A 23857-nucleotide genomic window follows, 5' to 3' on the forward strand; every position below is an offset into this window, starting at 1 on the left:
AGCCTGCTCGCGATAGCGCAGTGCCAGTCAACATCAACGCTGAATGACACACCGCTATCGCGAGCAGGCTCGCTCCTACAGGGGATTGTGCCTGGGCTTAAGCGAGTTTGGCGTCGTAGCCTTCTTCCGTGATCGCTGCGATCACTTGCTCGGTCGTCAGCGCGCTTTCCACACCGACTTCCCCGGCTGCCAGATCGACCCGCACGCTGGCCGCCGGATCCTTGGCTTGCAGCGCCTGGGTAATGGCTTTGACGCAGTGACCGCAGGACATGCCTTGAACGTTGAACACTTGCATGGTGTGGCTCCTTTTATGAGGTTGCGAGCAGTCTCGGGCTTGCCACCATGGCAAGGTCAAGTTCTGCCGAAATCTGCCGGGCTGGCAATCGGTGTCGCGCTCGGCCAAGCTGCGTGCATCAATGACTCGACTTCAGGAGATTCAGCCATGCGCTGGTCAGCTCTCAGCCTGTTTGGCTTCCTCAGCCTATTTGCCGCGACACCTTCGGTTCAAGCCGCCGGGGAGGACTATGGCGTACTGATCATTTCCCGCGAGCGCCTCGAAGTCGCGACCTCCTGCGAGATCGGCGTCTACATCCAGGACCAACTGTCGGCGCGGCTGTTCCAGGAACAAAGCACCTCGTTCAACCTGCCGCCGGGTAATGTGTCCCTGCGCCTCAAACTGCTGCCGGGCCAGGCACCGGGTTGCAACCCGGGCATGCTCGCACCGGGTTCGCAGAACATCACGCTCAAGGCCGGGGACGTGTTGAAGTTCCGGATTGCGATGACGCAGGAAGGGATGTACCTGAAGCCCACCGCTCTCGACTACTAATCGCCACACCGATCGTTCCCATGCTCTGCGGGGGGAACACTTCAACGGACGCTCTGCGTTGGGCTTTTAAATGGGACGCGGAGCGTCCCGGCTGCATTTCCACACAGAGCGTGGGAACGATCAGGTCTTTTGATCTGAGACATGGCGCTTGACCTTGCCAGCATGGCAAGGTTGATCCTGTAGACATCTTCTACAGGGAGCGCGACCGATGTCCGAATCCACTACGTTCGATCTGCCGATTGCCGGCATGACCTGCGCCAGTTGCGCGGGGCGTGTCGAGCGTGCCTTGAGCAAAGTCATCGGCGCTTCTGCCGTCAGCGTCAACCTCGCCACCGAGCAGGCGCGGGTCCAGGCGCCCGGCGACAGCCTGCCGGCCTTGATCGACGCTGTGCAGCAGGCCGGCTACAGCGTGCCGCAGCAAAGTCTGGAGTTGAGCATCGACGGCATGACCTGCGCTTCCTGCGTCGGTCGCGTCGAACGGGCGCTGGCCAAAGTGCCCGGGGTGAAAAGCGTCAGCGTCAACCTGGCGAACGAACGGGCGCATCTGGAACTGCTCGGACACATCGATCCGCAAACCTTGATCGCCGCGGTCACCAAAGCCGGTTACAGCGCCAGCGTCTGGGAAGTCGAACACCCGCAAACCGATCAGCAACAGCAGCGCCTGCACCGTGAGCGCTGGGCGTTGATCATGGCGATCGCCCTCGCCCTGCCGCTGGTGTTGCCAATGCTCCTGCAACCGTTTGGCGTGCACTGGATGCTCCCGGCCTGGGTGCAATTCGCGCTGGCCACGCCGGTGCAGTTCATTTTCGGCGCACGTTTTTATGTGGCCGCCTGGAAAGCCGTGCGCGCCGGGGCTGGCAACATGGATTTGCTGGTCGCCCTCGGTACCAGCGCCGGCTATGGCTTGAGTCTTTATGAATGGGCCACGGCGGCCGGGCGCATGCCACATCTATATTTCGAAGCCTCGGCGGTGGTGATTGCCTTGGTGTTGCTGGGCAAATACCTGGAAAGCCGTGCCAAGCGCCAGACCGCCAGCGCCATCCGCGCCCTCGAAGCCTTGCGCCCGGAACGCGCTATTCAGGTGATCGACGGCCGCGAGCAGGACGTTGCCATCAGCGCCTTGCGCCTCAACGACCTGGTCATGGTCAAACCCGGCGAACGCTTCCCGGTGGACGGTGAAGTGGTCGAAGGCCAGAGCCACGCCGACGAAGCGCTGATCAGCGGCGAAAGCCTGCCGGTGCCCAAGCAACCCGGTGACAAGGTCACGGGCGGTGCCATCAATGGCGAAGGCCGGTTGCTGGTTCGCACTCAAGCGTTGGGGGCGGAAACCGTGCTGGCGCGGATCATCCGTCTGGTCGAAGACGCCCAGGCCGCCAAAGCGCCGATTCAGAAGCTGGTGGATAAAGTCAGTCAGGTATTTGTGCCTACCGTTCTGTTGATCGCGTTGGCGACGCTGATTGGCTGGTGGTTGTACGGCGCGCCGATTGAAACCGCGTTGATCAACGCCGTCGCCGTGCTGGTCATCGCTTGCCCTTGCGCACTCGGGCTGGCCACGCCGACCGCGATCATGGCCGGCACCGGCGTCGCGGCCCGCTATGGGATTCTGATCAAGGACGCCGAAGCGCTCGAACGCGCTCATGAAGTCAGCGCCGTAGTGTTCGACAAGACCGGCACGCTGACCTCGGGTTCGCCGCGAATCGCTCATCTGAGTGCCACTAACGGTGACGAAGCTGCCCTGCTGCAAATGGCCGGCGCCCTGCAACGCGGCAGTGAACACCCGCTGGCCAAGGCGGTTCTGGACGCCTGCACCGAACGGGTTTTGACCGTGGCCGACGTCAGCGACAGTCAATCGCTGACCGGTCGCGGCATCGCCGGCACGCTCGACAGCCGTCGTTTGGCCTTGGGTAATCGCAGGCTGCTGGAAGAAAGCGGTTTGAGCGCAGGGGATCTGGCCGACTCCGCAACCGCGTGGGAAACCGAAGGCCGCACCCTCTCCTGGTTGATTGAACAAAGCCCCGAGCCAAAGGTACTGGGCCTGATCGCGTTCGGTGACACCCTCAAACCCGGTGCGCTGCACGCGGTGCAACAGCTCAGCGCACGCCACATCAGCAGCCACTTGCTGACCGGCGACAACCGCGGCAGTGCCAAAGTGGTTGCCGAAGCGCTGGGCATTACCAATGTCCACGCCGAAGTCTTGCCGGCAGACAAAGCCGCCACCGTCGCCGAACTGAAAAAAACCGGCGTGGTGGCGATGGTCGGCGACGGCATCAACGACGCCCCGGCCCTGGCGGCCGCCGACATCGGCATCGCCATGGGCGGTGGCACCGACGTTGCCATGCACGCGGCCGGCATCACCCTGATGCGCGGCGATCCCCGACTGGTGCCCGCCGCGCTGGAAATCAGCCGCAAGACCTACGCAAAGATCCGGCAAAACCTGTTCTGGGCGTTCGTCTATAACCTGATCGGCATTCCGCTGGCAGCGTTCGGCTTCCTCAACCCGGTGCTGGCCGGCGCGGCGATGGCGCTGTCCAGCGTCAGCGTGGTGAGCAATGCGTTACTGTTGAAAACCTGGAAACCCAAGGACCTGGAGGACAATCGATGAACATCGGCCAAGCAGCGCGGCACAGCGGCCTGAGCGCGAAGATGATTCGTTATTACGAGTCCATCGGCTTGCTGAAGGCCGCCCACCGCACCGACAGCGGCTACCGCATTTATGGCGACGATGACCTGCACACGCTGGCGTTCATCAAACGCTCCCGGGACCTGGGGTTTTCGCTGGAAGAAGTGGGAAAGTTGCTGACCCTCTGGCAGGACCGCCAACGGGCCAGCGCCGACGTGAAAGCCCTGGCCCGCCAGCACATCGACGAGCTGAACCAGAAGATCCGCGAGCTGGGTCAGTTGCGCGACACCCTGCAGGACCTGGTCGAACACTGTCAGGGCGACCATCGTCCCGATTGTCCGATCCTCAAGAACCTGGAGTCGGGCTGCTGCGCGTCACCCGTTCGCCCCTGATCGCGAGCACCTTCACCACCAGCAACGTGGTCAGGGGAACGCCGTGGAACAGCAGCACCACGGCCCCCGGCGTCCACCACGAATAGAACGGCGCGGCGATCAACATGCCGACCCCGAAACCGGTCATTTGCAGCAGTGTCAGCAAGCTGAAGATCGGCAGGCGCAGGCTGTCCGGTTCACGTTGCAGACGCGACATCAGGCCGACCTCGGAGAAGCCGTCACCCAATCCGGCCGGTAACGAGAACAACAGCAAACCGTAGAGGGTCTGCTGCTGGAACATCAGGATAAAACCGCAGGACATCAGCAATACCCCGAAGAAAAATCGCCGCTCCAGGTGTGCATTGTCCGACCCTTTCAGGCGACTGGCGATTCGCGCGCCGATCAGCTTTCCGCACGCCCAGACGGCCAGCATCAGGCCCAGCGTGGTACTGGCCGACTCGGGCGTCAGTAGCCGGGAAATGATCGGAAAGCCGACGTTGTGCGCCGCGCTGCCCAAGGTGTCGGCCATGGTGACGGCGAGCATCGCGGCCACCACGGGCGTACTGCGCAAGCCCTGGCGCAAGGCGTGCCACTCACTACGAGGCTGGGTTGGTTCGGGATCGGGTGCTGGTCGGGAAAACCGCAACGGCAGGATGAACAACGCGGCCAGCAGATAAGTGACCACGTTCAATGCGAACACCGTTTCAAAGCCGAAGGCCGCCACCAACAGTCCTGCCACCAGGCTCCCACCGACCATGGCCGCCGACGAGGCCGAGGTGATCCAGGCGTTGGTCTTGAGCAAGTGCTCGCCTTCGATCAGGTGCGGCAACTGGCTGTTGAGGCCGATGGCGAACATTGAGTTGCCGAACCCCAGGCCGAACGCGATCAACGGTAAAAGCAGCGCTTGCTGGGCGACCGGCAGCACCAGCAACAGGCCCAACAACCCTGCGCGCAGCAAATCAAAGGCAATCAGCGGCATGCGCCCGGCCCAGCGGCGATAGAACGAGGTGCCGATCAAGCTGGCGAAAACCCCTCCGCCCACCCGGCTGGCGAGGAAAATGCCAACGCTCATGGCGCTGTTGCTGAGCAGGTAGACGTAAGTGGCCAGGGCGACCATGTTGAGAAAGGCGCCGAAGTCCGAGACCAGACGGGACGCGATGATCAGCTGGGCATTGCGGGTGGAGGGGTTCACATTCAGTCCTTGAGTGTGGGAGTCGCAGGGAACAATCCACTGTAGGCGCGAGCAGGCTCACTCCCACAAATGATCTCCAGTGTTTAGGGATCAGCATTTACAAAAAACCCGGCCGAAGCCGGGTTTTCGTTAACCGATCACTGCATCCACGGCGGAGGCGGTTCTTCGGTTTTGCCCGGTGGCGCGTCATCTGCCGCGCGCACCGCCTGTTTACGCTCTTCATCCAGGCGTGCCGCCTCGATTTCGCGTATGACACCGCCGACGTCGGCCAATTCTTCCGGTTCGTCGAACTCGCCCGTCAACACGCTGGCCGGGTGCAAGGTGCCGGCTTCGTACAGCGCCCACATTTCCTTGGCGTATTTGGTCTTTTTCAACTCTGGCGCAAACCGGCCGAAGTAAGACGCCATGTTGCCCACGTCCCGCTCCAGCATGCTGAACGCGTGGTTGTTGCCCGCCGCGTCTACCGCTTGCGGCAAGTCGATGATCACCGGGCCCGTCGGGGTCAACAGCACGTTGAACTCGGACAGGTCACCGTGCACCAGACCGGTACACAGCATCAGCACGATCTGCGAAATCAGGAACGCGTGATATTCGCGCGCCTGGTCCGGCTCCAGCACCACGTCGTTCAGACGCGGCGCGGCATCGCCGTACTCGTCGGCCACCAGCTCCATGAGCAGTACGCCTTCGAGGAAGTCATACGGCTTGGGCACCCGAACACCGGCACCGGCCAGACGGAACAGCGCCGCCACTTCGGCGTTCTGCCAGGCGTCTTCAGTTTCTTTCTTGCCGAATTTCGAGCCTTTGGCCATCGCTCGAGCCTGGCGGCTGTTGCGCACCTTGCGGCCTTCCTGATATTCGGCCGCCTGACGGAAACTGCGTTTATTCGCCTCCTTGTAGACCTTCGCGCAACGTAGCTCGTTACCGCAGCGCACCACATAAACAGCTGCTTCTTTACCACTCATGAGTGGGCGCAGCACCTCGTCGACCAGACCGTCCTCGATCAGGGGTTCAATGCGTTTTGGAGTCTTCATCAGCTTTTATTGTGGGTCCTTTATTACCAAACACGCGAAAGTCATTCGTTATACGGCAATCCACTCGTTCGGGGGAGGGGTTGCCGACCTATGAACGTCGTGAGGCACACAATGTGCCGAATTAATCGGCCAACCCCTTTCGGTCGTCATCGGCCGCCCGAGATCATAGCTGAGCCTGCCCCCCTGTGTGGCGAAGGGGTGCGAGGGCATTTGCGACAGAAGCTGACACCTTAATTCACACCTTTCGTAGGATATTTCTCACCAAGCCTCAATTTCCCATTAATTCAGCCGAAGTCCTCAGTGACAGAGTGATTTGTCCGACAATCGTTCCGACCACAAAAACGATGGCGCGCTCAGGGATCCGGGTTGATCAAATACGTTTACGGCTGCCAATAATCCGCGAGTCATCTGCACTGCGTGGGCCTACAAGAAAAATCTGGAGCGCGGATGAACATCAAACAGAAGTTGACCTGGGCGTTTGCAATCATCGCCTGCCTGCCCGTGGTGCTGGTCGCCACCCTCGTGGTGCTGAATCTGCGCAGTGACGCCAAGGAGAATTTCGTCGACAGCAGTGGTCGTGAAATTCGTCAGGTCAGCAACGCCATGCAATTGTTCTTCGACGGCATCAGCCAGAACGTCGACTACCTGGCCAGACAACCGCTGATCAAGAACTCCGACGACAGCCTCAAGACCTACATGAGCGCCAACGCCGAGAGCATTCCCCAGGGCGAGATGGACAAAAAGGTCTTCAGCCTCCTGCAGGACCTGGGCAACAGCCATCCGTCCTACGCCTATGCCATCCTCGGCACTGCGGCGGGCGGTTACGTGTCCTGGCCGGACGACGCGAAGCTGAACAATTACGACCCGCGCCAGCGCCCCTGGTACAAGGCGGCCCAGGCCAAGCCGGGCAAACCATTTCGCACCGAGGCCTATTACTGGGCCCAGGACGATGCGACCTACGTCAGCACCGTGCGCACCATCGACAACCAATTGGGCACCAACGGCGGCGTGGTCAGTATCGACGTGACGCTCAAGCAGCTCACCGAGATCGTCAAGCAGATCAAACTGGGTGAAACCGGCTACCTGATGCTGCTGGAAAACACCGGCACCGTGCTGGTCGATCCGAAACAACCGGAACACAACTTCAAAGCCCTGAGCAGCCTCGGCGAAGGTTATGCGCAACTGGCCAAGGCCGGCAAAGGCCTGGTGGAAGTCGAGTTGAACGGCGAACGCTACATGGCCAACGTCTGGCCGTCGGAGCAACTGGGCTGGACCTTTATCGGCCTGATCAAGCAAAACGATGTGATGAGCTCCGCGACTCAACTGACTTGGCTGATCGCAATCATCGCCGCCGTTCTGGCAGTGTTCTTCGCCATCATTGGCGCCAGTTTCGCCAGTGTCATCGTGCGACCGATCCGCAGCGTGGCCAGCGGCCTGGAAGGCATCGCCCAAGGTGAAGGCGACCTGACCAAAAACCTGGAAATCCGTGGCAGCGACGAAACCGCGCAACTGGCCAACTGGTTCAATCAGTTCCTGACGGCGATTCGTAACCTGATCCAAAGCATCGGCGGCGCCGCGACCAAGATTCTCGCCACCTCGAAGAGCTCGACTCAGGTTTCCAGCGACATGGCTGAAGCCGCCGGGCGCCAGCGTGAGGCGGTGGACATGGTGTCCACGGCGTTCCATGAAATGGTCGCCACCGCCAACGAAGTCGCGCGCTCATGCAGCCAGGCGGCAGAATCCGCCGACAGTGGCCAACGCCAGGCGCGTCAAGGTCAGCAACAGATTGATGCGGCCGTGACCAGCGTTGATCGCCTGAGCCAGGAAATCGAACAGTCGGCGCAGTCGATGCAACAGCTCGAACGCGACAGCAACGACATCCAGTCGATCCTGGGGACCATTCGCTCGATTGCCGAACAGACCAACCTGCTGGCCCTGAACGCCGCCATTGAGGCTGCACGGGCCGGTGAGCAAGGTCGCGGGTTTGCAGTGGTGGCGGATGAAGTTCGGGCACTGGCCAAACGCACGGCGGATTCCACGGCGGAAATCGATGGCTTGCTGGGCAACCTGGCCAAGCGCACCAGCCAAGTGACTCAACAGATGCATGCGAGCCTGGAAGTGTCGCAACAATCGGTGACCCGCATCGGTGAAGCGCGCAGCAGTTTCGGGCTTATTCGTGAGTCGGTGGATGTGATTCGCGACATGAACACGCAGATCGCCACGGCGGCGGAAGAACAGCATCAGGTGGCCGAAGACATCAACCGGCACATCAGCCAGATCCATGGCGACGCGCAGTTGGTGGCAGAACTGGCGAACTCGGCGCGCCTGGACTCGCAGAGCCTGGCCGGGCTGTCGAATGAACTGGACGGGTTGGTTCGTCGCTTCAGGACCTGAGGTCGCTGATCTAACGGGTCGAAAACCGATACCTGTGGCGAGGGAGCTTGCTCCCGCTCGGCCGCGAAGCGGTCGCAAACCGGTAAACACGGAATACCTGATACAGCGTGTTTACTGAATTGGGACCGCTTCGCGCTCCAGCGGGAGCAAGCTCCCTCGCCACAATTACTGTTTGAACAATTCACCGGGTGTGAAGCCGAACAACCCCTTGAACGCCGCAATAAACGCCGACGTCGAGTCATACCCACAAGACAGCGCGGCATGGGTCACGCTGTCGCCCTCCTCCAGCAAACTCAGCGACGACAGCAACCGCATTCGCTGTCGCCACCCGCGAAAGCTCAGCCCGGTTTCGCGCTGGAACAAGCGCATCAGCGTCTTTTCCGAGGTGCCCAGGCGTTGCGCCCATTCCTGCAACGTCACACTGAGCTCCGGACGTTCGATCAGCTCATTGCACAACCCGAGCAGCCGTTCATGACGCGGCAACGGCAGGGAAAACCCCACCTCCGGCAGATTCGCCAACTGATCCAGCAGCACATTCACCAGCCGCGCTTCCTGGCTGTCGCCCTGCGGATACTCCACCGGCAGCAAGCAAAAACGCTTGATCAGCTCCCGGGCCAGCGGCGTGACTTCCAGCACCCGACAACGCCCGTCGGCCCATTCACAATCCTCGCGACGCACGTAAAGGCTGCGCATTTCGGCGCGCATCGAGGTCACCACCTGGTGTTCGAGGTCCGCCGGAATCCAGATCCCCCACTGCGGCGGCGCAAAGAAACTGCCCTCAGCCGTGTGCACGCCGAGAACGCCGCTGATGGCGTAGGAAAACTGCACCCAATCGTGGCGATGAGGTGGCGTCCACGACCCGGCATTCAGACTTTCCGCCCGAGCGAACAGCGGACGCGGCAACGCCTTCAGTGTCGGAATGGCCCGCTCGAGGGAAAGTTGTCCGTTAGCCGGCATTGATTGGCCTTATGTCGCAAGACGGCAGATAGGGCCGACGTTAGGCTAAGTCATCAATTCTTACAAATGTATTCGGTGGCCGTTATGCATGCCTTCAAACACCTCAAACGCGTGGTCACCGACTGGTTCTTGTGCGGCATGCTGATCGCCACGCTGCTGGCGTATTTCTTCCCGGTCTTCGGCGCCACGGGTGGCGGGATGCACGCGGAATATGTGATCAACATCGGCGTGTTCCTCGTGTTCTTCCTGCACGGGGTCAACCTCTCCAGCGAGCAGATCAGCCATGGCCTGAAGAACTGGAAGCTGCACGTGATGGTCCAGGGTTTCACCTTCATGGTGTTCCCGCTGATCTGGTTGCTGAGCGACAAGCTGCTGGGTTCGCACGTGCCTTCGCTGTTGATGCTTGGCTTCTTCTACCTCTGCGCCCTGCCGTCGACCATCTCGTCGTCTGTGGCCCTGACTGGCAGCGCGGGCGGCAACGTGCCGGCGGCGATACTCAATGCGAGCCTGTCCAGCGTGCTGGGGATTTTCCTGACGCCGTTGCTGGTGAGCCTGGTGGTCGGCAGCGGTGCTGGCGGCATCGATCTGGGCTCGACGCTGCTCGACCTCTGCGCCATGTTGCTGTTGCCGCTGGTGCTCGGCCAACTGTTGCGGCCGATGTTCGGCAAGTTCTTTGCCCGCCACAAGCGCTACACCAACATCGTCGACAAGCTGGTGATTCTGTTGCTGGTGTACTCGGCGTTCTGCAACTCGATGGTCTCGGGGATGTGGCAACAACAGGGCAACGGCGTAATTCTCAGCGCACTGATCGGCAGCGTGATGCTGCTGGCGGTCATCCTGTGGATGACTACCCGCACCGCTCGCGCACTGAAATTCAGCCCGGCGGATGAGATCGCTGCGGTGTTCTGCGCCAGCAAAAAATCCCTCGCGGCCGGTGCGCCGATGGCGGCGCTGATCTTCGGCGCCAACCCTGGCCTGGGCCTGATTCTGCTGCCGATCATGATTTATCACCCGTTGCAGTTGATCGTCTGCTCGGTGATGGCCGAGAGCTACGCCAACCGCAACCGTGAACGCATCGCGCAGCAGAACGCCGAACTGATCAGCGCTCGATAATCGCCGTCACCCCTTGGCCGCCAGCGGCGCAGATCGAGATCAAGCCTCGGCCCTTGCCCGCCGCGTCGAGCAACTTCGCCAGGTTGGCGACGATGCGCCCGCCGGTCGCGGCAAACGGATGCCCGGCCGCCAGTGAACTGCCTTTGACGTTGAGGCGGCTGCGGTCGATGGAGCCCAGCGGCGCATCGAGGCCGAGACGGGTTTTGCAATACTCCGGATCTTCCCAGGCCTTCAACGTGCAGAGCACCTGCGCGGCGAAGGCTTCGTGGATTTCGTAGTAATCGAAGTCCTGCAAGGTCAGGCCATTGCGCGCCAGCAAACGGGGCACCGCGTACACCGGCGCCATCAACAGCCCTTCGGCGCCGTTGACGAAATCCACTGCCGCGGCCTCGCCGTCACGCAAATAGGCGAGGATCGGCAAGCCACGTTCCTTCGCCCATTCTTCACTGCCCAACAGTACCAGCGACGCGCCATCGGTGAGCGGCGTGGAGTTGCCCGCCGTCATCGTGCCCTTGGCGCTTTTCTCGAAGGCCGGTTTCAGCGAGGCGAGTTTTTCCAGGGTCAGGTCCGGGCGCAGGTTGTTGTCGCGGGTCAGGCCGAGGAACGGTGTCATCAGGTCGTTGTGCCAGCCTTCGGCGTAGGACGCGGCCAGGTTCCGATGGCTCTCCAGCGCCAGCTGATCCTGTTCTTCGCGGGGGATGTTCCAGGTTTGGGCCATCAACTCGCAGTGCTGGCCCATGGACAAACCGGTGCGCGGTTCGCCGTTGCGCGGGAACTCCGGTATCAAGTCCCGGGGACGCAGCTGCAGAAAGGTTTTCAGTTTGTCGCCGGTGGTCTTGGCGCGATTGGCTTGCAACAGCACCCTGCGCAAACCTTCACTGACGCCGATCGGCGCATCCGAGGTGGTATCGACGCCACCGGCAATGCCGCACTCGATCTGTCCCAGGGCAATCTTGTTCGCCACCAGCAACGCCGCTTCAAGGCCCGTGCCGCACGCCTGCTGAATGTCATAGGCCGGGGTGCCGGGGGACAACCGTGAACCGAGCACACACTCGCGCGTCAGGTTCATGTCTCGGGACAACTTGAGGACCGCCCCCGCGACCACTTCGCCGATCCGCAGGCCATGCAGGTTGTAGCGTTCGATCAGGCCTTCGAGCGCTGCAGTGAGCATCGCCTGGTTACTGGCGGTGGCGTAAGGCCCGTTGGAGCGGGCGAAGGGGATTCGGTTACCGCCAATAATCGCGACGCGGCGCAGCTGGGTCATGAAAAGCTCCTGTCAAAAAATCAGATGTAAACACCGGCCCTGCAGGAGCGAAGCTTGCTCGCGAAGGCGCCGGCACATTCAATATCTCCTCTGAATGAAACATCGTCTTCGCGAGCAAGCTTCGCTCCTACACTGTTCAAGCGTAGGCCTTATATCGTGGATCGAACGACTGATTGCCATTCGTGGTCCACACTTTGAACCCCAGCTGCCGGAGTGCGTTCCATGTCTGACCGTTATATCGACTTCGCCAATTCCTCCATCGGCCATCGTCTGGTCGGGGCCATGGGACTGCCGTCTCCGGTACGCCTGGAGCGGTGGCAAGCAGGCCGACTGCGGCCTGTCGAAGGGGCGCTGTTGATTGGCGGCGGCCCGCTGACAGAGAAAGTCAGCGCTTTTGCCAATCGCCTGACCGATGCGATCTACAGCTACGGCACTGACCCCTCGCTGGCTACCGCGTGGATTCCCGGCCACGGCCCCAAGCTCAAAGCCGTGGTGTTCGACGCCAGTAACCTGGTGCAGACCGATCAGCTCAAACAGCTGCGCGAGTTCTTCCAGCCGCTGATCAAGAACCTCGATCACAGCGCGCACCTGGTGATTCTGGGGCGTGCGCCAGAGACGTTGACCGACCCGTTCGCCGCCAGCGCACAGCGTGCGTTGGAAGGTTTCAGTCGCTCGCTGGCCAAGGAATTGCGCAGCGGCGGCACCTTGCAGCTGATCTATGTCGGTGACGGCGCCGAGGATCAACTCGAAGGGCCGCTACGGTTTTTCCTCTCGCCCAAAAGTGCGTTTGTGTCAGGCCAGGTGGTTCGTTTGAAGGCTTGCGATACGCAGGTGTCGGACTGGACTCGCCCACTGGCCGGGCGCAAGGCGCTGGTCACAGGTGCCGCGCGCGGCATTGGCGCTTCCATCGCCGAAACCCTGGCCCGTGACGGTGCCGAGGTCATCCTGCTTGACGTACCTGTGGCCAAAACCGACCTCGATGCACTCGCTGCGCGCCTCGGCGGGCGCAGCATCACCCTGGACATCTGCGCCGAAGACGCCGCCGCGCAGTTGATCGAACTGCTGCCCGACGGCGTCGACATCGTGGTCCACAATGCCGGCATCACCCGCGACAAAACCCTGGCCAACATGACCCCCGAATTCTGGGACGCGGTGCTCGCCGTCAACCTCAACGCGCCGCAAGTGCTGACCAAGGCCCTGCTTGACAGCGGCGCCTTGCATGACAACGGGCGGGTGATTCTGTTGGCGTCCATCAGCGGCATCGCCGGCAATCGCGGGCAGACCAATTACGCGGCGAGCAAGGCCGGGCTGATCGGTCTGGCCCAGGCCTGGGCGCCGCTGCTGAGTCAACGCGGCATCAGCATCAATGCGGTGGCGCCGGGGTTCATCGAAACCCAGATGACCGCGCACCTGCCGTTTGGCATCCGTGAGGCCGGGCGACGTATGAGTTCTTTGGGCCAGGGCGGCCTGCCACAAGACGTTGCCGAAGCCGTCGCGTGGCTTGCTCAGCCGGGGACCGGCGCGTTCACCGGGCAAGCGTTGCGAGTCTGCGGCCAAAGCGTCCTGGGGGCATGAACATGATCACCGATTGGCACACCCTCAACCGCGAACCGAGCCTGACGGGGCTGTACGTGAAGGCGGCAACACGGCGCAAAATCACCGGCACCACGCTGCCCGACACGGGATTGCGCTGCTGGCTCGAGGTCGATCCGAAACGCCTGGCGGCGTATCGCAAGGTCTGTGGTTTTGCCGATAACGGTTTGCTGCCGCCGACCTATCCACACATCCTGGCGTTTGCCTTGCAGATGCAGTTGCTCACGGCCAAGGTTTTTCCGTTCCCGCTGCTGGGGCTGATTCACCTGAGCAATCGCATTCGTGTATTGCGCCCCATGGGTGGGGTCAACCGTGTTCGGGTCAGCGTGCAGGTGCAGAACCTGCAACCCCATGCCAAGGGTGCGACGTTCGATCTGGTGACGTCGCTTGACGATCAGTTGGGGCCGTTGTGGGAAGCTGAAAGCCAGATGCTGTGCCGCGGGGTCAAGCTCGAAGGCGAACCGGTCGAGGACGTGTTGGCATCAACCCTGGAGATGACGCAAGTGGCTCGCTGGAATGCGCCGGCGGACATCGGCCGGCAGTACGCAAAAGTATCCGGGGACTACAACCCGATTCACCTGAGCGCCGCGAGCGCCAAGCTGTTTGGTTTTCCGACGGCCATTGCTCATGGGTTGTGGAACAAGGCCCGGACATTGGCAGCGTTGAGTGAGCATCTGCCCACGGCGAATGTCGAGATGGCGGTGCAGTTCAGGAAACCGGTGCGGTTGCCGAGTGAGGTGACATTGCTGGCCAGCGCGGCGGGGTCCAGCGGGGATTTCCAGCTGCTGGGGGCGGGGGATCTTGAACATATGGTGGGACATTGGCGGCCGATTGCCTGAACCGGTTGATCATCTGTGAAATCGCCGTCGCGAGCAGGTTCGCGCCTGCAGGGGACCGCGTTTGCGAGTCGTCCGAGGCAGTGAGCCTGCTCGCGAAAAGGGCTGGTTCAGTGATTGAAGTGCGCGCTTGGCTGCGGAAACAGGTTATTGAGCGTCTCCAGCAACCGCACGTGATAGATCGGCTTGCGGAACAGGTCGAGCACCTGCAAGCGCAGCATGTCGCTGACATCCTCCATGTCTGCATGGCCGGATGTCACGATCACGGGTAAATGCTGGCGGGAGGTGTGCTCGCGCAGCCGTTTGATCAGCGACATGCCGCTTTCCTCCGGCATGCGCAGATCAGTGATCACCAGGGCGATATCGGGATGGCGGGTCAAATGATTCAGGGCGAGTTTGACCGAGGTTGCGGTAAAGCAATTGAAGCCCTCGCCCTCAAGCAGCTCCGCCAGTTCCAGCAACGCATCCTCTTCGTCATCGACCAGAAGGAGTTGTTGGCGTGGGAATGCGAGAGCGTTCATAGGGTTTTCCTGCGTTGGACTAAGCGCTGACGTTAGAACTACTCAGGCCCGTTGGCAAACGGCATCGATCAAGGCGCCGCCGGCAGTACCGCCTTGATACTGTTAAAGATCGAAGTAATCGAACCCGAGATCGGCGTCATGAAGGCTGCCAGCGCGACCGCCGCCATCCCCGCGATAATGGCGTACTCAATACCCGAAGCCCCTTCGGTGTCTTTCGCCAGGTTGATGTAGAAGACGACTTCAGACTTCAGCCGCTGAACAAACTGAGTGAGGGACATGACGTTTTCTCCTTGGAGGGTGCCGGGTGTTGCATGGCCGCAACATGATTCCCCTGTGCCAGCATCAGCATTGTCGGCATTCCGCTTACCAACAACTGTAAGAACGAATTAATACTTAAGTATTAACCGGCCAATCGACGCCAAAAAACCAGGTTTGGCACGATAGCCTCTTACTTTCGTTAGATATTTTCCAAGGAGTAATGGCATTTTGATCTACCTGCGCTAACGTCAAATAGCGAAATAGTTAGAAGGTCAAAGCTGCCTGATTGCGAAGTTATCTCGTTGGACCTTACGAGTCATCAAGCAGCAGGAAAGGGAGAGCCGTGATGAACAGCCGAGTCACCATGGGTCTGGCCGGTTTTTTTCTGGTGGGTGCCATCATTGCCGGTTATTGGGGGCTGACACTGAGTCGACAACCGGCCCCCGACCCCGTCACCCCGCCGAACGCTGTCGCCACCGCACCTGTCCCGGCACCTGCGCCGGTAGACGATCCCACCCGTCAACCCGTTGTCGTGCTGCTGCGCGATGTGGCGCCCTTCGTTCAAATCACCGCCGCCGACGTGACCCTGGAAAAACTGCGCACCGCCCCGGCCGGCAGTCTGACCAGACTCGATCAGGCCATTGGTCGCACGCCGTGGCGCGCACTGACCGCAGGCACCTGGCTCAACGCTGAAAGCTTCGAAGCCGGCAGTGCATTGTCGCGAATGATCCGGCCCGATGAACGTGCGCTCGCCGTCGCGGTGGATGAAGTGATCAATGCCGGCGGGCAACTGAGCCCTGGCGATTATGTCGACGTGGTGCTGTTTCTGCGTGCAGACGCCAACAACGTTCAGCAGTCGGCTCAGGTCGTCATCCCCGCGTTGCGGGTGCTCGGCGTCGGCGAACAGCTGGGACTGACCAACGATGGGCGCCCGGCCAAACCGGTGCGCAGCAACGAAGAACAACTCAAGCAGGACCCACAGCGCACCAACGCCCGTTCGGTGGTGCTCGCCGTGCCCGAGTCGCTGCTGAGCCGGCTGATGCTGGCGACCCAGGCCGGGGTGCTGCGCCTGGCCGTGCGCAGTGCCGAAGAGAAACGCCTGGCGCATTATTGGGCCGGCGAAAACGATTCAAACGCCCACCTTGCCCGGGCTGATCGCGACCTGGTGCAGTTCAGCCAACTGGCCCTCGTCGGCCCCCCCAAAGCACTCACCCTCGGCAGCACGGCACCGCGCAAATCAGGCGTGGAAGTCATTCGCGGCAACCAAATCTCCCAACAAACCCCCTGAGTCGAGCAAGGACGCCTTTAAATGCGCAGACGTTCCATGTCCATGTTCCAAGGCCTGCTCTGTGTCTCCTTGCTGGGCGTTCAACCGCTCGACATGACATTCGCCGCCGCGGGCAATTGCTCTGCATTAGGGCCCCTGCCGGCGGTGCTGGAAGTCGGTGAAGGGTTGCAGCAGGAACTGCAATCGCCGGTAGCGATCACGCGACTGGCCGTGGGCGATCCGAAAATCGCCGACGTGCGCGTCAACGGCAATCAGGCGTTTCTGCTCACCGGCATGGCGCCGGGCGCCACCAGCCTGATGGTCTGGACCGCCTGCGCCAGCACACCGCGCCAAAGCATGGTGTTCGTTCAGGGCCGGGCCACAGCAGCGATGACCGGCGCGGCGTCGATGCCTTCCGAAGACCCGATGCTGGCGTCGCAAGTGCAGACCGATATTCGCTTCGTCGAGGTCAGCCGGACCAAACTGAAAGAGGCCAGCACCTCGATCTACGGTAAAAACTCGAACTTCCTGTTCGGCTCACCCGGCACCGTGCCCAATACGGCAGTCACACCGCGTGTGCTGCCGCTGCGCAACATCGATCCACGCATTGCCGTGCCAAGCATTCCGCTGGCCAACGACATGTACAACATCGTCGCCGGCGGCGGTAATTTCCTCGCCATCATCAACGCCATGGAAGGCAGCGGCTTCGCCTACACCCTGGCGCGGCCGAGCCTGGTGGCGATCAGCGGGCAGAGCGCGAGCTTTCTGGCCGGCGGTGAAATCCCGATTCCAGTGCCCAGCGCCAACAGCAACAGCTACTCGATCGAATACAAGGAATTCGGCATTCGCCTGACACTCACGCCGACCGTCGTCAGCAACCAACGCATCGCCCTGAAAGTGGCGCCGGAAGTCAGTGAGCTGGATTACAACAACGGCGTCACCATCGGCGGCACCACAGTCCCGGCGCTCACCATCCGCCGCACTGACACCAGCATCTCCCTGGCCGATGGCGAAAGTTTCGTCATCAGCGGTTTGATCAGCACGCAAAACGCCTCGCAGGTCGACAAATTTCCCGGTCTGGGCGACATCCCGATACTCGGTGCGTTTTTTCGCAGTTCATCGATCAAGCGCGAGGAGCGCGAACTGCTGATGATCGTCACGCCGCACTTGGTGCAGCCGTTGGCGGCCAACGCGAAATTACCGTCGCTGCCCGGTGAACAACTGCGCAACTACGACCCCGGTTTCTATCGCATGTACTTCCTCGAAAACGGCAACTTCGATAAACGCAGCGGGTTATCGCAATGAGCCAGAACCTGAGCCAGACCTTCCTGGCAATCACCCGCAACCCCACCGACCTTGAATGGCTGCAAGGCGCCCTCGCCCCGTTGGGCCAGGTCGTCAGTGCCGGTGGCGGCAGCCTCGACGAACTGCTGACGCTGGTCGACGTGACCTTCGCCAGCCTGGTGTTCGTGGGGCTGGATCGCGAACACGTGGTGGCGCAGAGCACCTTGATCGAGGGTGCACTTGAAGCCAAACCGATGCTGGCCATCGTCGCGCTGGGCGACGGCATGGACAACCAGCTCGTGCTCAACGCGATGCGGGCCGGCGCCCGGGATTTCGTCGCGTATGGCTCGCGCTCCAGCGAAGTCGCGGGGCTGGTGCGGCGTCTCAGTAAACGCCTGCCACCGGTGGCTCCAAATACCCACCTGGGTGGCCTGACCGTGCTATATGGCGTGCAAAGCAGTGCCGACGGCGCGCTGCTCGCCAACCATATGGCGCAGGTGGTGCAAAAGAGCGGACAGCAAACCTTGCTGCTCGACCTCGGCCTGCCACGCGGCGACAGCCTGGCCCTGCTCGGCCTGGAGAGCTCGTTTCACTTCGGCGATGCCCTGCGCCATTTGCGGCGGCTGGACGCAACGCTGATCGACAGTGCGTTCACCAGCGACGGTGACGGACTGCGGATTCTGGCGTACGCCAGTCACGACGAACCGCTGGAACACACCAGCGCCGCCGAGCTGTACATGCTGCTCAGCGCCCTGCGCCAACACTTCCAGCACATCGTGGTGAACCTCACCGGCCAGTCGGACAGCGAGGCACTGCGCACATTTATCAGCCATTGCGACAAGCTGCTCTGGTACACCGATCAGAACGTGCTCGACTGTCGCCGCAACCTCGCGCTGCTGAATCTGTGGCGGGAGAAAGGCATGAAGCTTGACCACGCCAGATTGCTCATCGACCGCTACTTGCGCCACGTCGCGCCGGACTCGGAAACCCTGGGTAAAAGTTTCGGCATGGAGATCATCGCCACCCTCGCCTACAGCCCGGAAGTGCGGCTCAACGCCAAGAATCAGGGCGTCAGCCTGTTCGAACTTGCCCCTCGCGAAGGCCTGAGCCAAGGCCTGCGGGCCCTCGGTGAATGTCTGGCCAAGCGCTCCGAAGCCTTGGCCAAACCCAGGACCGGTTGGTTCAACCGGCTTCGAGGTGCGCAATGAGCAGTGAAAAACTGTTCGGTGCGCCGCAACGCGCTTCGAGCGCCAACGCCGACCATGAAGGCCTGAAACTGGTGTTGCACCGTTTCATCATCGACGCCATCGAAGAGTCCGGAAAAAACCTGCTGGAGGGTTCGCGCCAGGTACTGTCGCAATTCGTCACCGACAAAGTGGCTGAGTACATCGCGCGACTGCACCTGGCGATTTCCCGCTATGAAATGGAGCGACTGGCCGAAGAACTGGTCGACGAACTCACCGGTTTCGGTCCGCTTGAAGTGCTGCTGCGCGATCCGGCGGTGACCGAGATCCTGGTCAACGGCCCGCACCGGGTATTCATCGAGCGCGACGGTGTGCTGCATCAAAGTGACTTGCGCTTCATTGATGCGCACCACGTCGAACGCGTCATGCAACGGATTCTCGCACCACTGGGTCGGCGGCTCGATGAGTCTTCGCCGATGGTCGATGCTCGCCTGCCGGATGGCAGCCGGGTCAACGCGATCATTCCACCGATCGCCCTCGACGGCCCCTGCCTGTCAATTCGTAAATTTCGCAAGGACATGCTCAAGAGCAACGATCTGGTGACGATGCAAACCATCGATCAGCCGATCTTCGATTTCCTCCAGGAAGCCGTGGGCAAGCGTTGCAACGTCTTGATCAGCGGCGGCACCGGCACCGGTAAAACCACGCTGTTGAATATTCTCAGCCAGTTGATCAACCCACACGAGCGGCTGGTCACCATCGAAGATGTCGCCGAATTGCAACTCGGCCACCCGCATGTCGTGCGCCTGGAAACCCGTCCTCCCAATGCCGAGGGCCACGGTGAAGTGAAGTCCAGCGACTTGATCCGCAATGCCCTGCGGATGCGCCCGGACCGGATCATCCTCGGCGAAATTCGCGGTGTCGAAGTGCTCGACGTGCTCACCGCCATGAACACCGGCCACGACGGTTCGATGAGCACTGTGCACGCCAACAACGCCCAGGATGCGCTGCTGCGCCTGGAAACCCTGGTCGGCCTGACCGGTCGCGTCATTGCCGAAAAGACCTTGCGGCAAATGATCTGCGCGGCACTGGACGTGATCATCCAGTTGACGCGCATGCCCGATGGTCGACGCTGCGTCAGTGAAGTGGTGGAGGTGGTGGGCGTCCGTGACGATGTCTACGTCACCAATACGCTGTTCCGCCTCGACCGGCGCAGCGGATTCGGGTTTCTGCGCGAGGCCGTCAACCCGGCCGGCGATAAACTGCGCCGCGAGTCGGCGCTCCCGCCATCACCGTACTGAGGCTCACGGCATGCTCAAACCGGCGTTGCTCATCCTCGTTTGCCTGATCATGCTCGGTGTGTCGATTCGCCTGCTGCTCAAAGGCTTGCGCCAGACTGGCACCGAGCGCGTGCTCAATCGCCTGGCCCAGGGGCAACCGCAGTTGGTGGTGGAAAAAACCTCTTGGGCAGGCCTGGAACGGGCGTTCCTGCGCGCGGGCCTTGGGCGCCCGAACGAACAGCTGGGACGCTGGATGCTGCTGTGGGCGTTCGGTACGTTGATCGGCTTCGCCGCCGGTGGCTGGATCGGGCTCGTGGTGTGTTTGCTGGTACCGCCACTCGCGTTCCGGCTGTTCATAAGCTGGCGTTATCAGCGCCGGCTCAAGCGCATGATCGAACAACTGCCGACGTTGCTCGATCACACCGTGCGCAGCCTGAAGTCCGGTCGCACTCTGGCCGACGCGGTGCTGGGCGCTATCCATGCCGCCGACAATCCGCTCAAAGAGGCCATGGGCCGGGTACAACGCAACGTGCAGTTGGGCGTCAGCCTGCCGGATGCCGCGTCGGACTTCGCCGAGCTGTATGAGAAGGATGAACTGCGCCTGTTTGCCCTCGGCCTGAAGGTCAATCACCGCTACGGCGGCAATGCCAGCGAATTGTTGGAGAACCTGATCAAGATGATCCGTGAGCGCGAACAGGCCGCCCGCCAGCTCAGCGCCATGACCGGTGAAACCCGCGTGACGGCCTGGGTGCTAGGCAGTTTGCCGCTGGGCCTGGCCACCTATTTCCTGGTCGCCAACCCCGCTTACCTGCTTGCAATGTGGCACGACAGCTCAGGGCAAATGATGCTCGCGAGCGCGTTTGGCTTGCAGGCGGTGGGCAGTCTGGCGCTTTGGCGCATGTTGCGCAGCGTATGAAAATACCGCTGCTGATCAGTGCCCTGCTGTTTATGGCGGCTGCGCTGTTGCTGCTCGTCAGCCTGCTGGACCAGCGCCGGCGTGCGCGTCAGGTGGCTCAACGGCTGGACGGCAAAGCCGTTGACCACGACCGCATGGGTCATTGGCTACAAGCGCTGGGCAACAGCCGCATCGGTCAGCGCTCGGTCAATCTGGACAACGAAACCCAAACCCTGCTCAACCGCTTGGGTTGGCGCAGCGCCCGCCGCCGCTCACAGTTCGCGGCGTTCCAGGTGGGAGTGCCGGTGCTGGCGCTGGCCTTGGCATTGCTGATTCAAAGCGTGTTCTACCCCAGCGTGCAAAACCACTGGATCGCCCCGCTCTTCGCCACGGCCATCGGTTACCTGCTGCCCAAACGCCTGCTCGCCGCCGCGTCTCAACGCCGGCAAAAACAGTTGGCCCTGGAGATATCGACCTTCATTCCGCTGCTGCGCATCCTGTTTGAATCGGGCATGGCCGTCGAGCAATCGCTGCGCGTGCTGAGCCAGGAAGGCAAGCAACTGATGCCCGCATTGACCCACGAACTGCGCCTGGTTCTGGCCCGTGTCGATTCCGGCCTGGAGTTGGGCGAAGAGCTGAGCAAGGCCAGCCGCTTGTTGGCGGTCGACGAATTCACGGACACCTGCGTGATCCTTCAACAGCTGATCCACCAGGGTGGTGGTGCGATGAAATCGCTGCTGGCGCTCAAGCAACTGTTCGATGACCGGCGCCTCACGCGCTTGCAGGAATACATCTCCAAGATGTCCGCCAAAATGTCCGTCGTGATGATGCTGTTTCTCTTCCCGGCGTTATTGATCGTCCTGGCCGGCCCGGGCTTCACCGCCCTGGCCCGGGCCATTGGTTCATAGAGGGATCGCGATGAAAGCAATGATTGCCGGTTTGAGTTTGCTCCTGTTGAGCGGTTGCGCCACCGACGGCCAGGCGCCATGGAACGCCTTGACCCAAAGCGCCAGTTGCAGCAAGTTGGGCTCCGATGAACAGCTGAAATTGAACCTGGCCGATGACATGGCCAACGACGGCAAACTGCACGCGAGCCTCGCCAACCTGCAAAGCCTGCCCGACAACGTCGCCGACGTGCGCTTGCGCCGGGCCAAGGTAAACCGGCTGCTGGGTCGCAGCGAAGCCGAGCCACTTTACCGCAGCCTGCTCGGCACCTGCCTCGCCGCCGCTGCCGAACACGGCCTCGGCCAGCTCGCGGCAGCCAGGGGCGACAACGGCCAGGCCCAGGCCCACCTGCAACGCGCCGCCCGACTGGCGCCAACCGATGAAAAAATCCGCAACGATCTCGGCGTGGTCTACCTCAACCAACGGCGCGTCGACGATGCACGCTTCGAATTCCTGACGGCCATGGAGCTCAAGCAAAGCGATCGACTGGCGGCGTTGAACATGGTGACGCTGCTGATCTACCAGGACGACTGGAGCCGCGCCGCCGAACTCGTCAGCCGCGTCGGCCTGAGCCCCGCCCAGGTCACCGAAGCCCAGGAACGCGCACAAAAACTCAAGGCCCCAACCAAGGTGATTCCGACACCCGCAAACCAGGTCGCCGCCGTCGCGACGTCGGGCCTTCAATAGGAGCAGACAGATGAAACCGATCCTCCTTCACCTCGCCCTGCTGGCCCTGCCACTCACTGCCAACGCCCTCGACGGCCCCGCCTCACCACAACAACAGGAAACCGAAGGCTGGTTGAAATTGCAGATCAGCCACCAGGCCGCCTCACACACCCCACAGACCTCAACCGCGACCGAACGAGAGCTGAGCATGCAGCGCTGGCTGAAGAGCTATCAGCATGAGATTCCGATGTTTTTCGATCAGGAGGAAGGGGGGACAGTGAACGGTGGGGCGGGGGGGTAGCGTCAGGCTTTCTTGCATCGAATTCATCGCCTTCGCGAGCGGTGCAGCGATCCGACGCGCCCGCGAAGAACGATGACGCGGTCTAACCGGTACATCGCTTGCGGCACATCCACATTATCCAGCGCTCGATTCACCGCCAACTCAGCCAGCATGATGACCTGCTGGATCGCCAACGCCGTATGCCACTGCGGTCCCTCCAGATGCCCCGCAAAGTCACTGGCCAGCACACTCGCCGACGCCAAGGACTCGCAAGCGTGGGCCAACAGGCTTTCGTTATCGATATCGGGGGCGACGATGAACATAGTGCTGACCTTGCGGATGACGGGGGCCTTGAGGGCAGACGGATTGAGGTAGTAATCCAGCGCGCGGTCGGCGGCTTCGTTGAGCTTTTTGGGATTGAGCGGATCGTAGGGGGAAACGTCGTTGGCATCCGGGGGATTGGGTGTGACTTTGAACATGGTGAAACTCCCTGATTAATGGAGCCGTCACAAAGCGCACAAGCCGGCGGATTCTGGCGTAGGCAAAGGAGCAAGAAACTGTAGCTCTCAGGAAGTAACGCTAAACACTATTAAGCACAGCCCTCAAATCCACACACATTCCCCCTGTGGGAGCGAGCCTGCTCGCGATTGCGGTCCGGCATCTGGCATTCACGTCGTCTGACACTCCGCCATCGCTGGCAGGCCAGCTCCCACTGGGTTTGGTGTACATCTGCAAAAAAAATGGTCGGCTGTCAGGCCGCCATCGCGAGCAGGCTCACTCCTACAGTGGAATGTGTGTACCTGCAAGAGATTGGCCGGCTGTCAGGCCGCCTTCGCGGGCAAGCCTCGCTCCTACAAGGGGTTCGCTGTACACGCTTCGCTCTTCACCACTCATCAGGCCGAGCGTTAGCTCGCCTGCAGCTCTTGATCTTGATCTACCCGCCCCTTTCGGGAGGCTGAGTGGAGGTGTTCATCCGGGGAGTGGCGCGCAGCGCCGTTCGACGCAGTCGAACACGCTGCATGTAGGTCGTCGCGAAGCAGACCGGAGGGCAGTGTCCCCGGATGGATACCGGAGCGAAGG

General features: G+C 61.6%; 23 protein-coding genes. 15 read left to right on the forward strand and 8 right to left on the reverse strand.

The features are described 5' to 3' along the window. Window positions 1-97: 97 nt before the first annotated feature. Window positions 98-295, reverse strand: a complete 198-nt coding sequence (locus QMX98_RS17960) for a cation transporter (protein WP_010463804.1) — start codon at window positions 293-295, stop codon at window positions 98-100. 147 nt (window positions 296-442) lie between these two features. On the opposite strand from QMX98_RS17960, the gene QMX98_RS17965 reads away from it, so the two are divergent. The 3 genes from QMX98_RS17965 to cueR all read left to right on the forward strand — a co-directional run bounded on the left by QMX98_RS17965 (window position 443) and on the right by cueR (window position 3838). After that, on the forward strand, window positions 443-826 hold the full coding sequence (locus QMX98_RS17965) for a hypothetical protein (RefSeq protein WP_074873510.1): 384 nt from the start codon (window positions 443-445) through the stop codon (window positions 824-826). A 208-nt stretch (window positions 827-1034) separates the two neighbouring features. Then, entirely contained in the window at window positions 1035-3428 is a 2394-nt protein-coding gene (locus QMX98_RS17970) for a heavy metal translocating P-type ATPase (RefSeq protein ID WP_282411166.1), read from the forward strand. Next, window positions 3425-3838 carry a Cu(I)-responsive transcriptional regulator gene (cueR, locus tag QMX98_RS17975; protein WP_010463810.1) on the forward strand — a complete coding sequence of 138 codons (414 nt, stop codon included), beginning with the start codon at window positions 3425-3427 and terminating at the stop codon, window positions 3836-3838. Before QMX98_RS17970 ends, cueR begins: the two co-directional genes overlap by 4 nt. On the opposite strand, the gene QMX98_RS17980 is transcribed toward cueR, so the two are convergent. Next, on the reverse strand, window positions 3792-5009 hold the full coding sequence (locus QMX98_RS17980) for an MFS transporter (protein ID WP_282411167.1): 1218 nt from the start codon (window positions 5007-5009) through the stop codon (window positions 3792-3794). The two genes, cueR and QMX98_RS17980, sit on opposite strands and share 47 nt — an antisense overlap. A gap of 137 nt (window positions 5010-5146) precedes the next feature. Beyond that, window positions 5147-6040 (reverse strand): PA4780 family RIO1-like protein kinase, encoded by an 894-nt coding sequence (locus QMX98_RS17985; protein WP_010463815.1) that lies wholly within the window; start codon window positions 6038-6040, stop codon window positions 5147-5149. 447 nt (window positions 6041-6487) lie between these two features. Between QMX98_RS17985 and QMX98_RS17990 the strand changes: the two genes are divergently transcribed. Further along, complete coding sequence (locus QMX98_RS17990; RefSeq protein WP_010463816.1) at window positions 6488-8434, forward strand: methyl-accepting chemotaxis protein; 1947 nt, start codon at window positions 6488-6490, stop codon at window positions 8432-8434. A 165-nt stretch (window positions 8435-8599) separates the two neighbouring features. On the opposite strand, the gene QMX98_RS17995 is transcribed toward QMX98_RS17990, so the two are convergent. Beyond that, the gene (locus tag QMX98_RS17995; protein ID WP_282411168.1) at window positions 8600-9391 is read right to left on the reverse strand and encodes a helix-turn-helix transcriptional regulator; all 792 of its coding nucleotides are present in this window, start codon (window positions 9389-9391) and stop codon (window positions 8600-8602) included. Between the two features lie 84 nt (window positions 9392-9475). On the opposite strand from QMX98_RS17995, the gene QMX98_RS18000 reads away from it, so the two are divergent. Further along, window positions 9476-10504, forward strand: coding sequence for a bile acid:sodium symporter family protein (locus QMX98_RS18000; protein WP_077750210.1), 1029 nt, complete (start codon window positions 9476-9478; stop codon window positions 10502-10504). On the opposite strand, the gene QMX98_RS18005 is transcribed toward QMX98_RS18000, so the two are convergent. Beyond that, window positions 10491-11768, reverse strand: a complete 1278-nt coding sequence (locus QMX98_RS18005; protein WP_083375122.1) for an acetyl-CoA C-acetyltransferase — start codon at window positions 11766-11768, stop codon at window positions 10491-10493. The genes QMX98_RS18000 and QMX98_RS18005 overlap by 14 nt on opposite strands. Window positions 11769-11990: 222 nt before the next feature. On the opposite strand from QMX98_RS18005, the gene QMX98_RS18010 reads away from it, so the two are divergent. Together QMX98_RS18010 and QMX98_RS18015 are read left to right on the forward strand one after the other, a co-directional pair. Continuing rightward, the gene (locus QMX98_RS18010; protein WP_282411169.1) at window positions 11991-13343 is read left to right on the forward strand and encodes a 3-oxoacyl-ACP reductase; all 1353 of its coding nucleotides are present in this window, start codon (window positions 11991-11993) and stop codon (window positions 13341-13343) included. Window positions 13344-13345: 2 nt separating this feature from the next. Further along, window positions 13346-14200, forward strand: coding sequence for a MaoC/PaaZ C-terminal domain-containing protein (locus QMX98_RS18015; protein ID WP_282411174.1), 855 nt, complete (start codon window positions 13346-13348; stop codon window positions 14198-14200). A gap of 107 nt (window positions 14201-14307) precedes the next feature. Here the strand turns inward: QMX98_RS18015 and QMX98_RS18020 are convergent, their stop codons facing one another. Both QMX98_RS18020 and QMX98_RS18025 read right to left on the reverse strand, forming a co-directional pair. Then, window positions 14308-14718 (reverse strand): response regulator, encoded by a 411-nt coding sequence (locus QMX98_RS18020; RefSeq protein WP_010463827.1) that lies wholly within the window; start codon window positions 14716-14718, stop codon window positions 14308-14310. Window positions 14719-14786: 68 nt separating this feature from the next. Then, the gene (locus tag QMX98_RS18025) at window positions 14787-14996 is read right to left on the reverse strand and encodes a Flp family type IVb pilin (RefSeq protein ID WP_154502926.1); all 210 of its coding nucleotides are present in this window, start codon (window positions 14994-14996) and stop codon (window positions 14787-14789) included. Between the two features lie 326 nt (window positions 14997-15322). Here QMX98_RS18025 and cpaB point away from each other — a divergent pair, with 326 nt between their 5' ends. Genes cpaB through QMX98_RS18065 form a run of 8 tightly spaced genes read left to right on the forward strand, consistent with a single transcriptional unit; the run spans window position 15323 to window position 22798 of the window. Beyond that, window positions 15323-16264 carry a Flp pilus assembly protein CpaB gene (gene cpaB, locus QMX98_RS18030; protein WP_282411170.1) on the forward strand — a complete coding sequence of 314 codons (942 nt, stop codon included), beginning with the start codon at window positions 15323-15325 and terminating at the stop codon, window positions 16262-16264. Window positions 16265-16285: 21 nt separating this feature from the next. After that, the gene (locus tag QMX98_RS18035) at window positions 16286-17548 is read left to right on the forward strand and encodes a type II and III secretion system protein family protein (protein ID WP_083375126.1); all 1263 of its coding nucleotides are present in this window, start codon (window positions 16286-16288) and stop codon (window positions 17546-17548) included. After that, window positions 17545-18735 (forward strand): pilus assembly protein, encoded by a 1191-nt coding sequence (locus QMX98_RS18040; protein WP_282411171.1) that lies wholly within the window; start codon window positions 17545-17547, stop codon window positions 18733-18735. The genes QMX98_RS18035 and QMX98_RS18040 overlap by 4 nt, the downstream gene beginning before the upstream one ends. Continuing rightward, window positions 18732-20012: a CpaF family protein gene (locus tag QMX98_RS18045; protein ID WP_010463832.1), complete on the forward strand. Its 1281-nt coding sequence runs from the start codon at window positions 18732-18734 to the stop codon at window positions 20010-20012. The genes QMX98_RS18040 and QMX98_RS18045 overlap by 4 nt, the downstream gene beginning before the upstream one ends. Before the next feature lie 10 nt (window positions 20013-20022). After that, window positions 20023-20907: a type II secretion system F family protein gene (locus tag QMX98_RS18050; protein ID WP_282411172.1), complete on the forward strand. Its 885-nt coding sequence runs from the start codon at window positions 20023-20025 to the stop codon at window positions 20905-20907. Further along, window positions 20904-21794, forward strand: coding sequence for a type II secretion system F family protein (locus QMX98_RS18055; protein ID WP_083375128.1), 891 nt, complete (start codon window positions 20904-20906; stop codon window positions 21792-21794). The genes QMX98_RS18050 and QMX98_RS18055 overlap by 4 nt, the downstream gene beginning before the upstream one ends. 10 nt (window positions 21795-21804) lie before the next feature. Continuing rightward, window positions 21805-22518, forward strand: coding sequence for a tetratricopeptide repeat protein (locus QMX98_RS18060; protein WP_077750204.1), 714 nt, complete (start codon window positions 21805-21807; stop codon window positions 22516-22518). Between the two features lie 10 nt (window positions 22519-22528). After that, window positions 22529-22798 (forward strand): DUF3613 domain-containing protein, encoded by a 270-nt coding sequence (locus QMX98_RS18065; protein ID WP_282411173.1) that lies wholly within the window; start codon window positions 22529-22531, stop codon window positions 22796-22798. Between the two features lie 23 nt (window positions 22799-22821). Here QMX98_RS18065 and QMX98_RS18070 read toward each other — a convergent pair whose 3' ends face one another. Further along, window positions 22822-23256, reverse strand: a complete 435-nt coding sequence (locus tag QMX98_RS18070; RefSeq protein ID WP_222935836.1) for a DUF6124 family protein — start codon at window positions 23254-23256, stop codon at window positions 22822-22824. Window positions 23257-23857: the final 601 nt, after the last annotated feature.

Origin of the sequence: Pseudomonas sp. PS02303 (assembly GCF_029959925.1) — a bacterium.
GTDB classification, from domain to species: Bacteria; Pseudomonadota; Gammaproteobacteria; order Pseudomonadales; family Pseudomonadaceae; genus Aquipseudomonas; species Aquipseudomonas mandelii.

Coding starts and splice junctions, on each gene's coding strand:
- QMX98_RS17960 (WP_010463804.1), bottom strand. CDS start 295: ATGCAAGTGTTCAACGTTCAAGGCATGTCCTGCGGTCACTGCGTCAAA.
- QMX98_RS17965 (WP_074873510.1), top strand. CDS start 443: ATGCGCTGGTCAGCTCTCAGCCTGTTTGGCTTCCTCAGCCTATTTGCC.
- QMX98_RS17970 (WP_282411166.1), top strand. CDS start 1,035: ATGTCCGAATCCACTACGTTCGATCTGCCGATTGCCGGCATGACCTGC.
- cueR (WP_010463810.1), top strand. CDS start 3,425: ATGAACATCGGCCAAGCAGCGCGGCACAGCGGCCTGAGCGCGAAGATG.
- QMX98_RS17985 (WP_010463815.1), bottom strand. CDS start 6,040: ATGAAGACTCCAAAACGCATTGAACCCCTGATCGAGGACGGTCTGGTC.
- QMX98_RS17990 (WP_010463816.1), top strand. CDS start 6,488: ATGAACATCAAACAGAAGTTGACCTGGGCGTTTGCAATCATCGCCTGC.
- QMX98_RS17995 (WP_282411168.1), bottom strand. CDS start 9,391: ATGCCGGCTAACGGACAACTTTCCCTCGAGCGGGCCATTCCGACACTG.
- QMX98_RS18000 (WP_077750210.1), top strand. CDS start 9,476: ATGCATGCCTTCAAACACCTCAAACGCGTGGTCACCGACTGGTTCTTG.
- QMX98_RS18005 (WP_083375122.1), bottom strand. CDS start 11,768: ATGACCCAGCTGCGCCGCGTCGCGATTATTGGCGGTAACCGAATCCCC.
- QMX98_RS18010 (WP_282411169.1), top strand. CDS start 11,991: ATGTCTGACCGTTATATCGACTTCGCCAATTCCTCCATCGGCCATCGT.
- QMX98_RS18015 (WP_282411174.1), top strand. CDS start 13,346: ATGATCACCGATTGGCACACCCTCAACCGCGAACCGAGCCTGACGGGG.
- QMX98_RS18020 (WP_010463827.1), bottom strand. CDS start 14,718: ATGAACGCTCTCGCATTCCCACGCCAACAACTCCTTCTGGTCGATGAC.
- QMX98_RS18025 (WP_154502926.1), bottom strand. CDS start 14,996: ATGTCCCTCACTCAGTTTGTTCAGCGGCTGAAGTCTGAAGTCGTCTTC.
- cpaB (WP_282411170.1), top strand. CDS start 15,323: ATGAACAGCCGAGTCACCATGGGTCTGGCCGGTTTTTTTCTGGTGGGT.
- QMX98_RS18035 (WP_083375126.1), top strand. CDS start 16,286: ATGCGCAGACGTTCCATGTCCATGTTCCAAGGCCTGCTCTGTGTCTCC.
- QMX98_RS18040 (WP_282411171.1), top strand. CDS start 17,545: ATGAGCCAGAACCTGAGCCAGACCTTCCTGGCAATCACCCGCAACCCC.
- QMX98_RS18045 (WP_010463832.1), top strand. CDS start 18,732: ATGAGCAGTGAAAAACTGTTCGGTGCGCCGCAACGCGCTTCGAGCGCC.
- QMX98_RS18050 (WP_282411172.1), top strand. CDS start 20,023: ATGCTCAAACCGGCGTTGCTCATCCTCGTTTGCCTGATCATGCTCGGT.
- QMX98_RS18055 (WP_083375128.1), top strand. CDS start 20,904: ATGAAAATACCGCTGCTGATCAGTGCCCTGCTGTTTATGGCGGCTGCG.
- QMX98_RS18060 (WP_077750204.1), top strand. CDS start 21,805: ATGAAAGCAATGATTGCCGGTTTGAGTTTGCTCCTGTTGAGCGGTTGC.
- QMX98_RS18065 (WP_282411173.1), top strand. CDS start 22,529: ATGAAACCGATCCTCCTTCACCTCGCCCTGCTGGCCCTGCCACTCACT.
- QMX98_RS18070 (WP_222935836.1), bottom strand. CDS start 23,256: ATGTTCAAAGTCACACCCAATCCCCCGGATGCCAACGACGTTTCCCCC.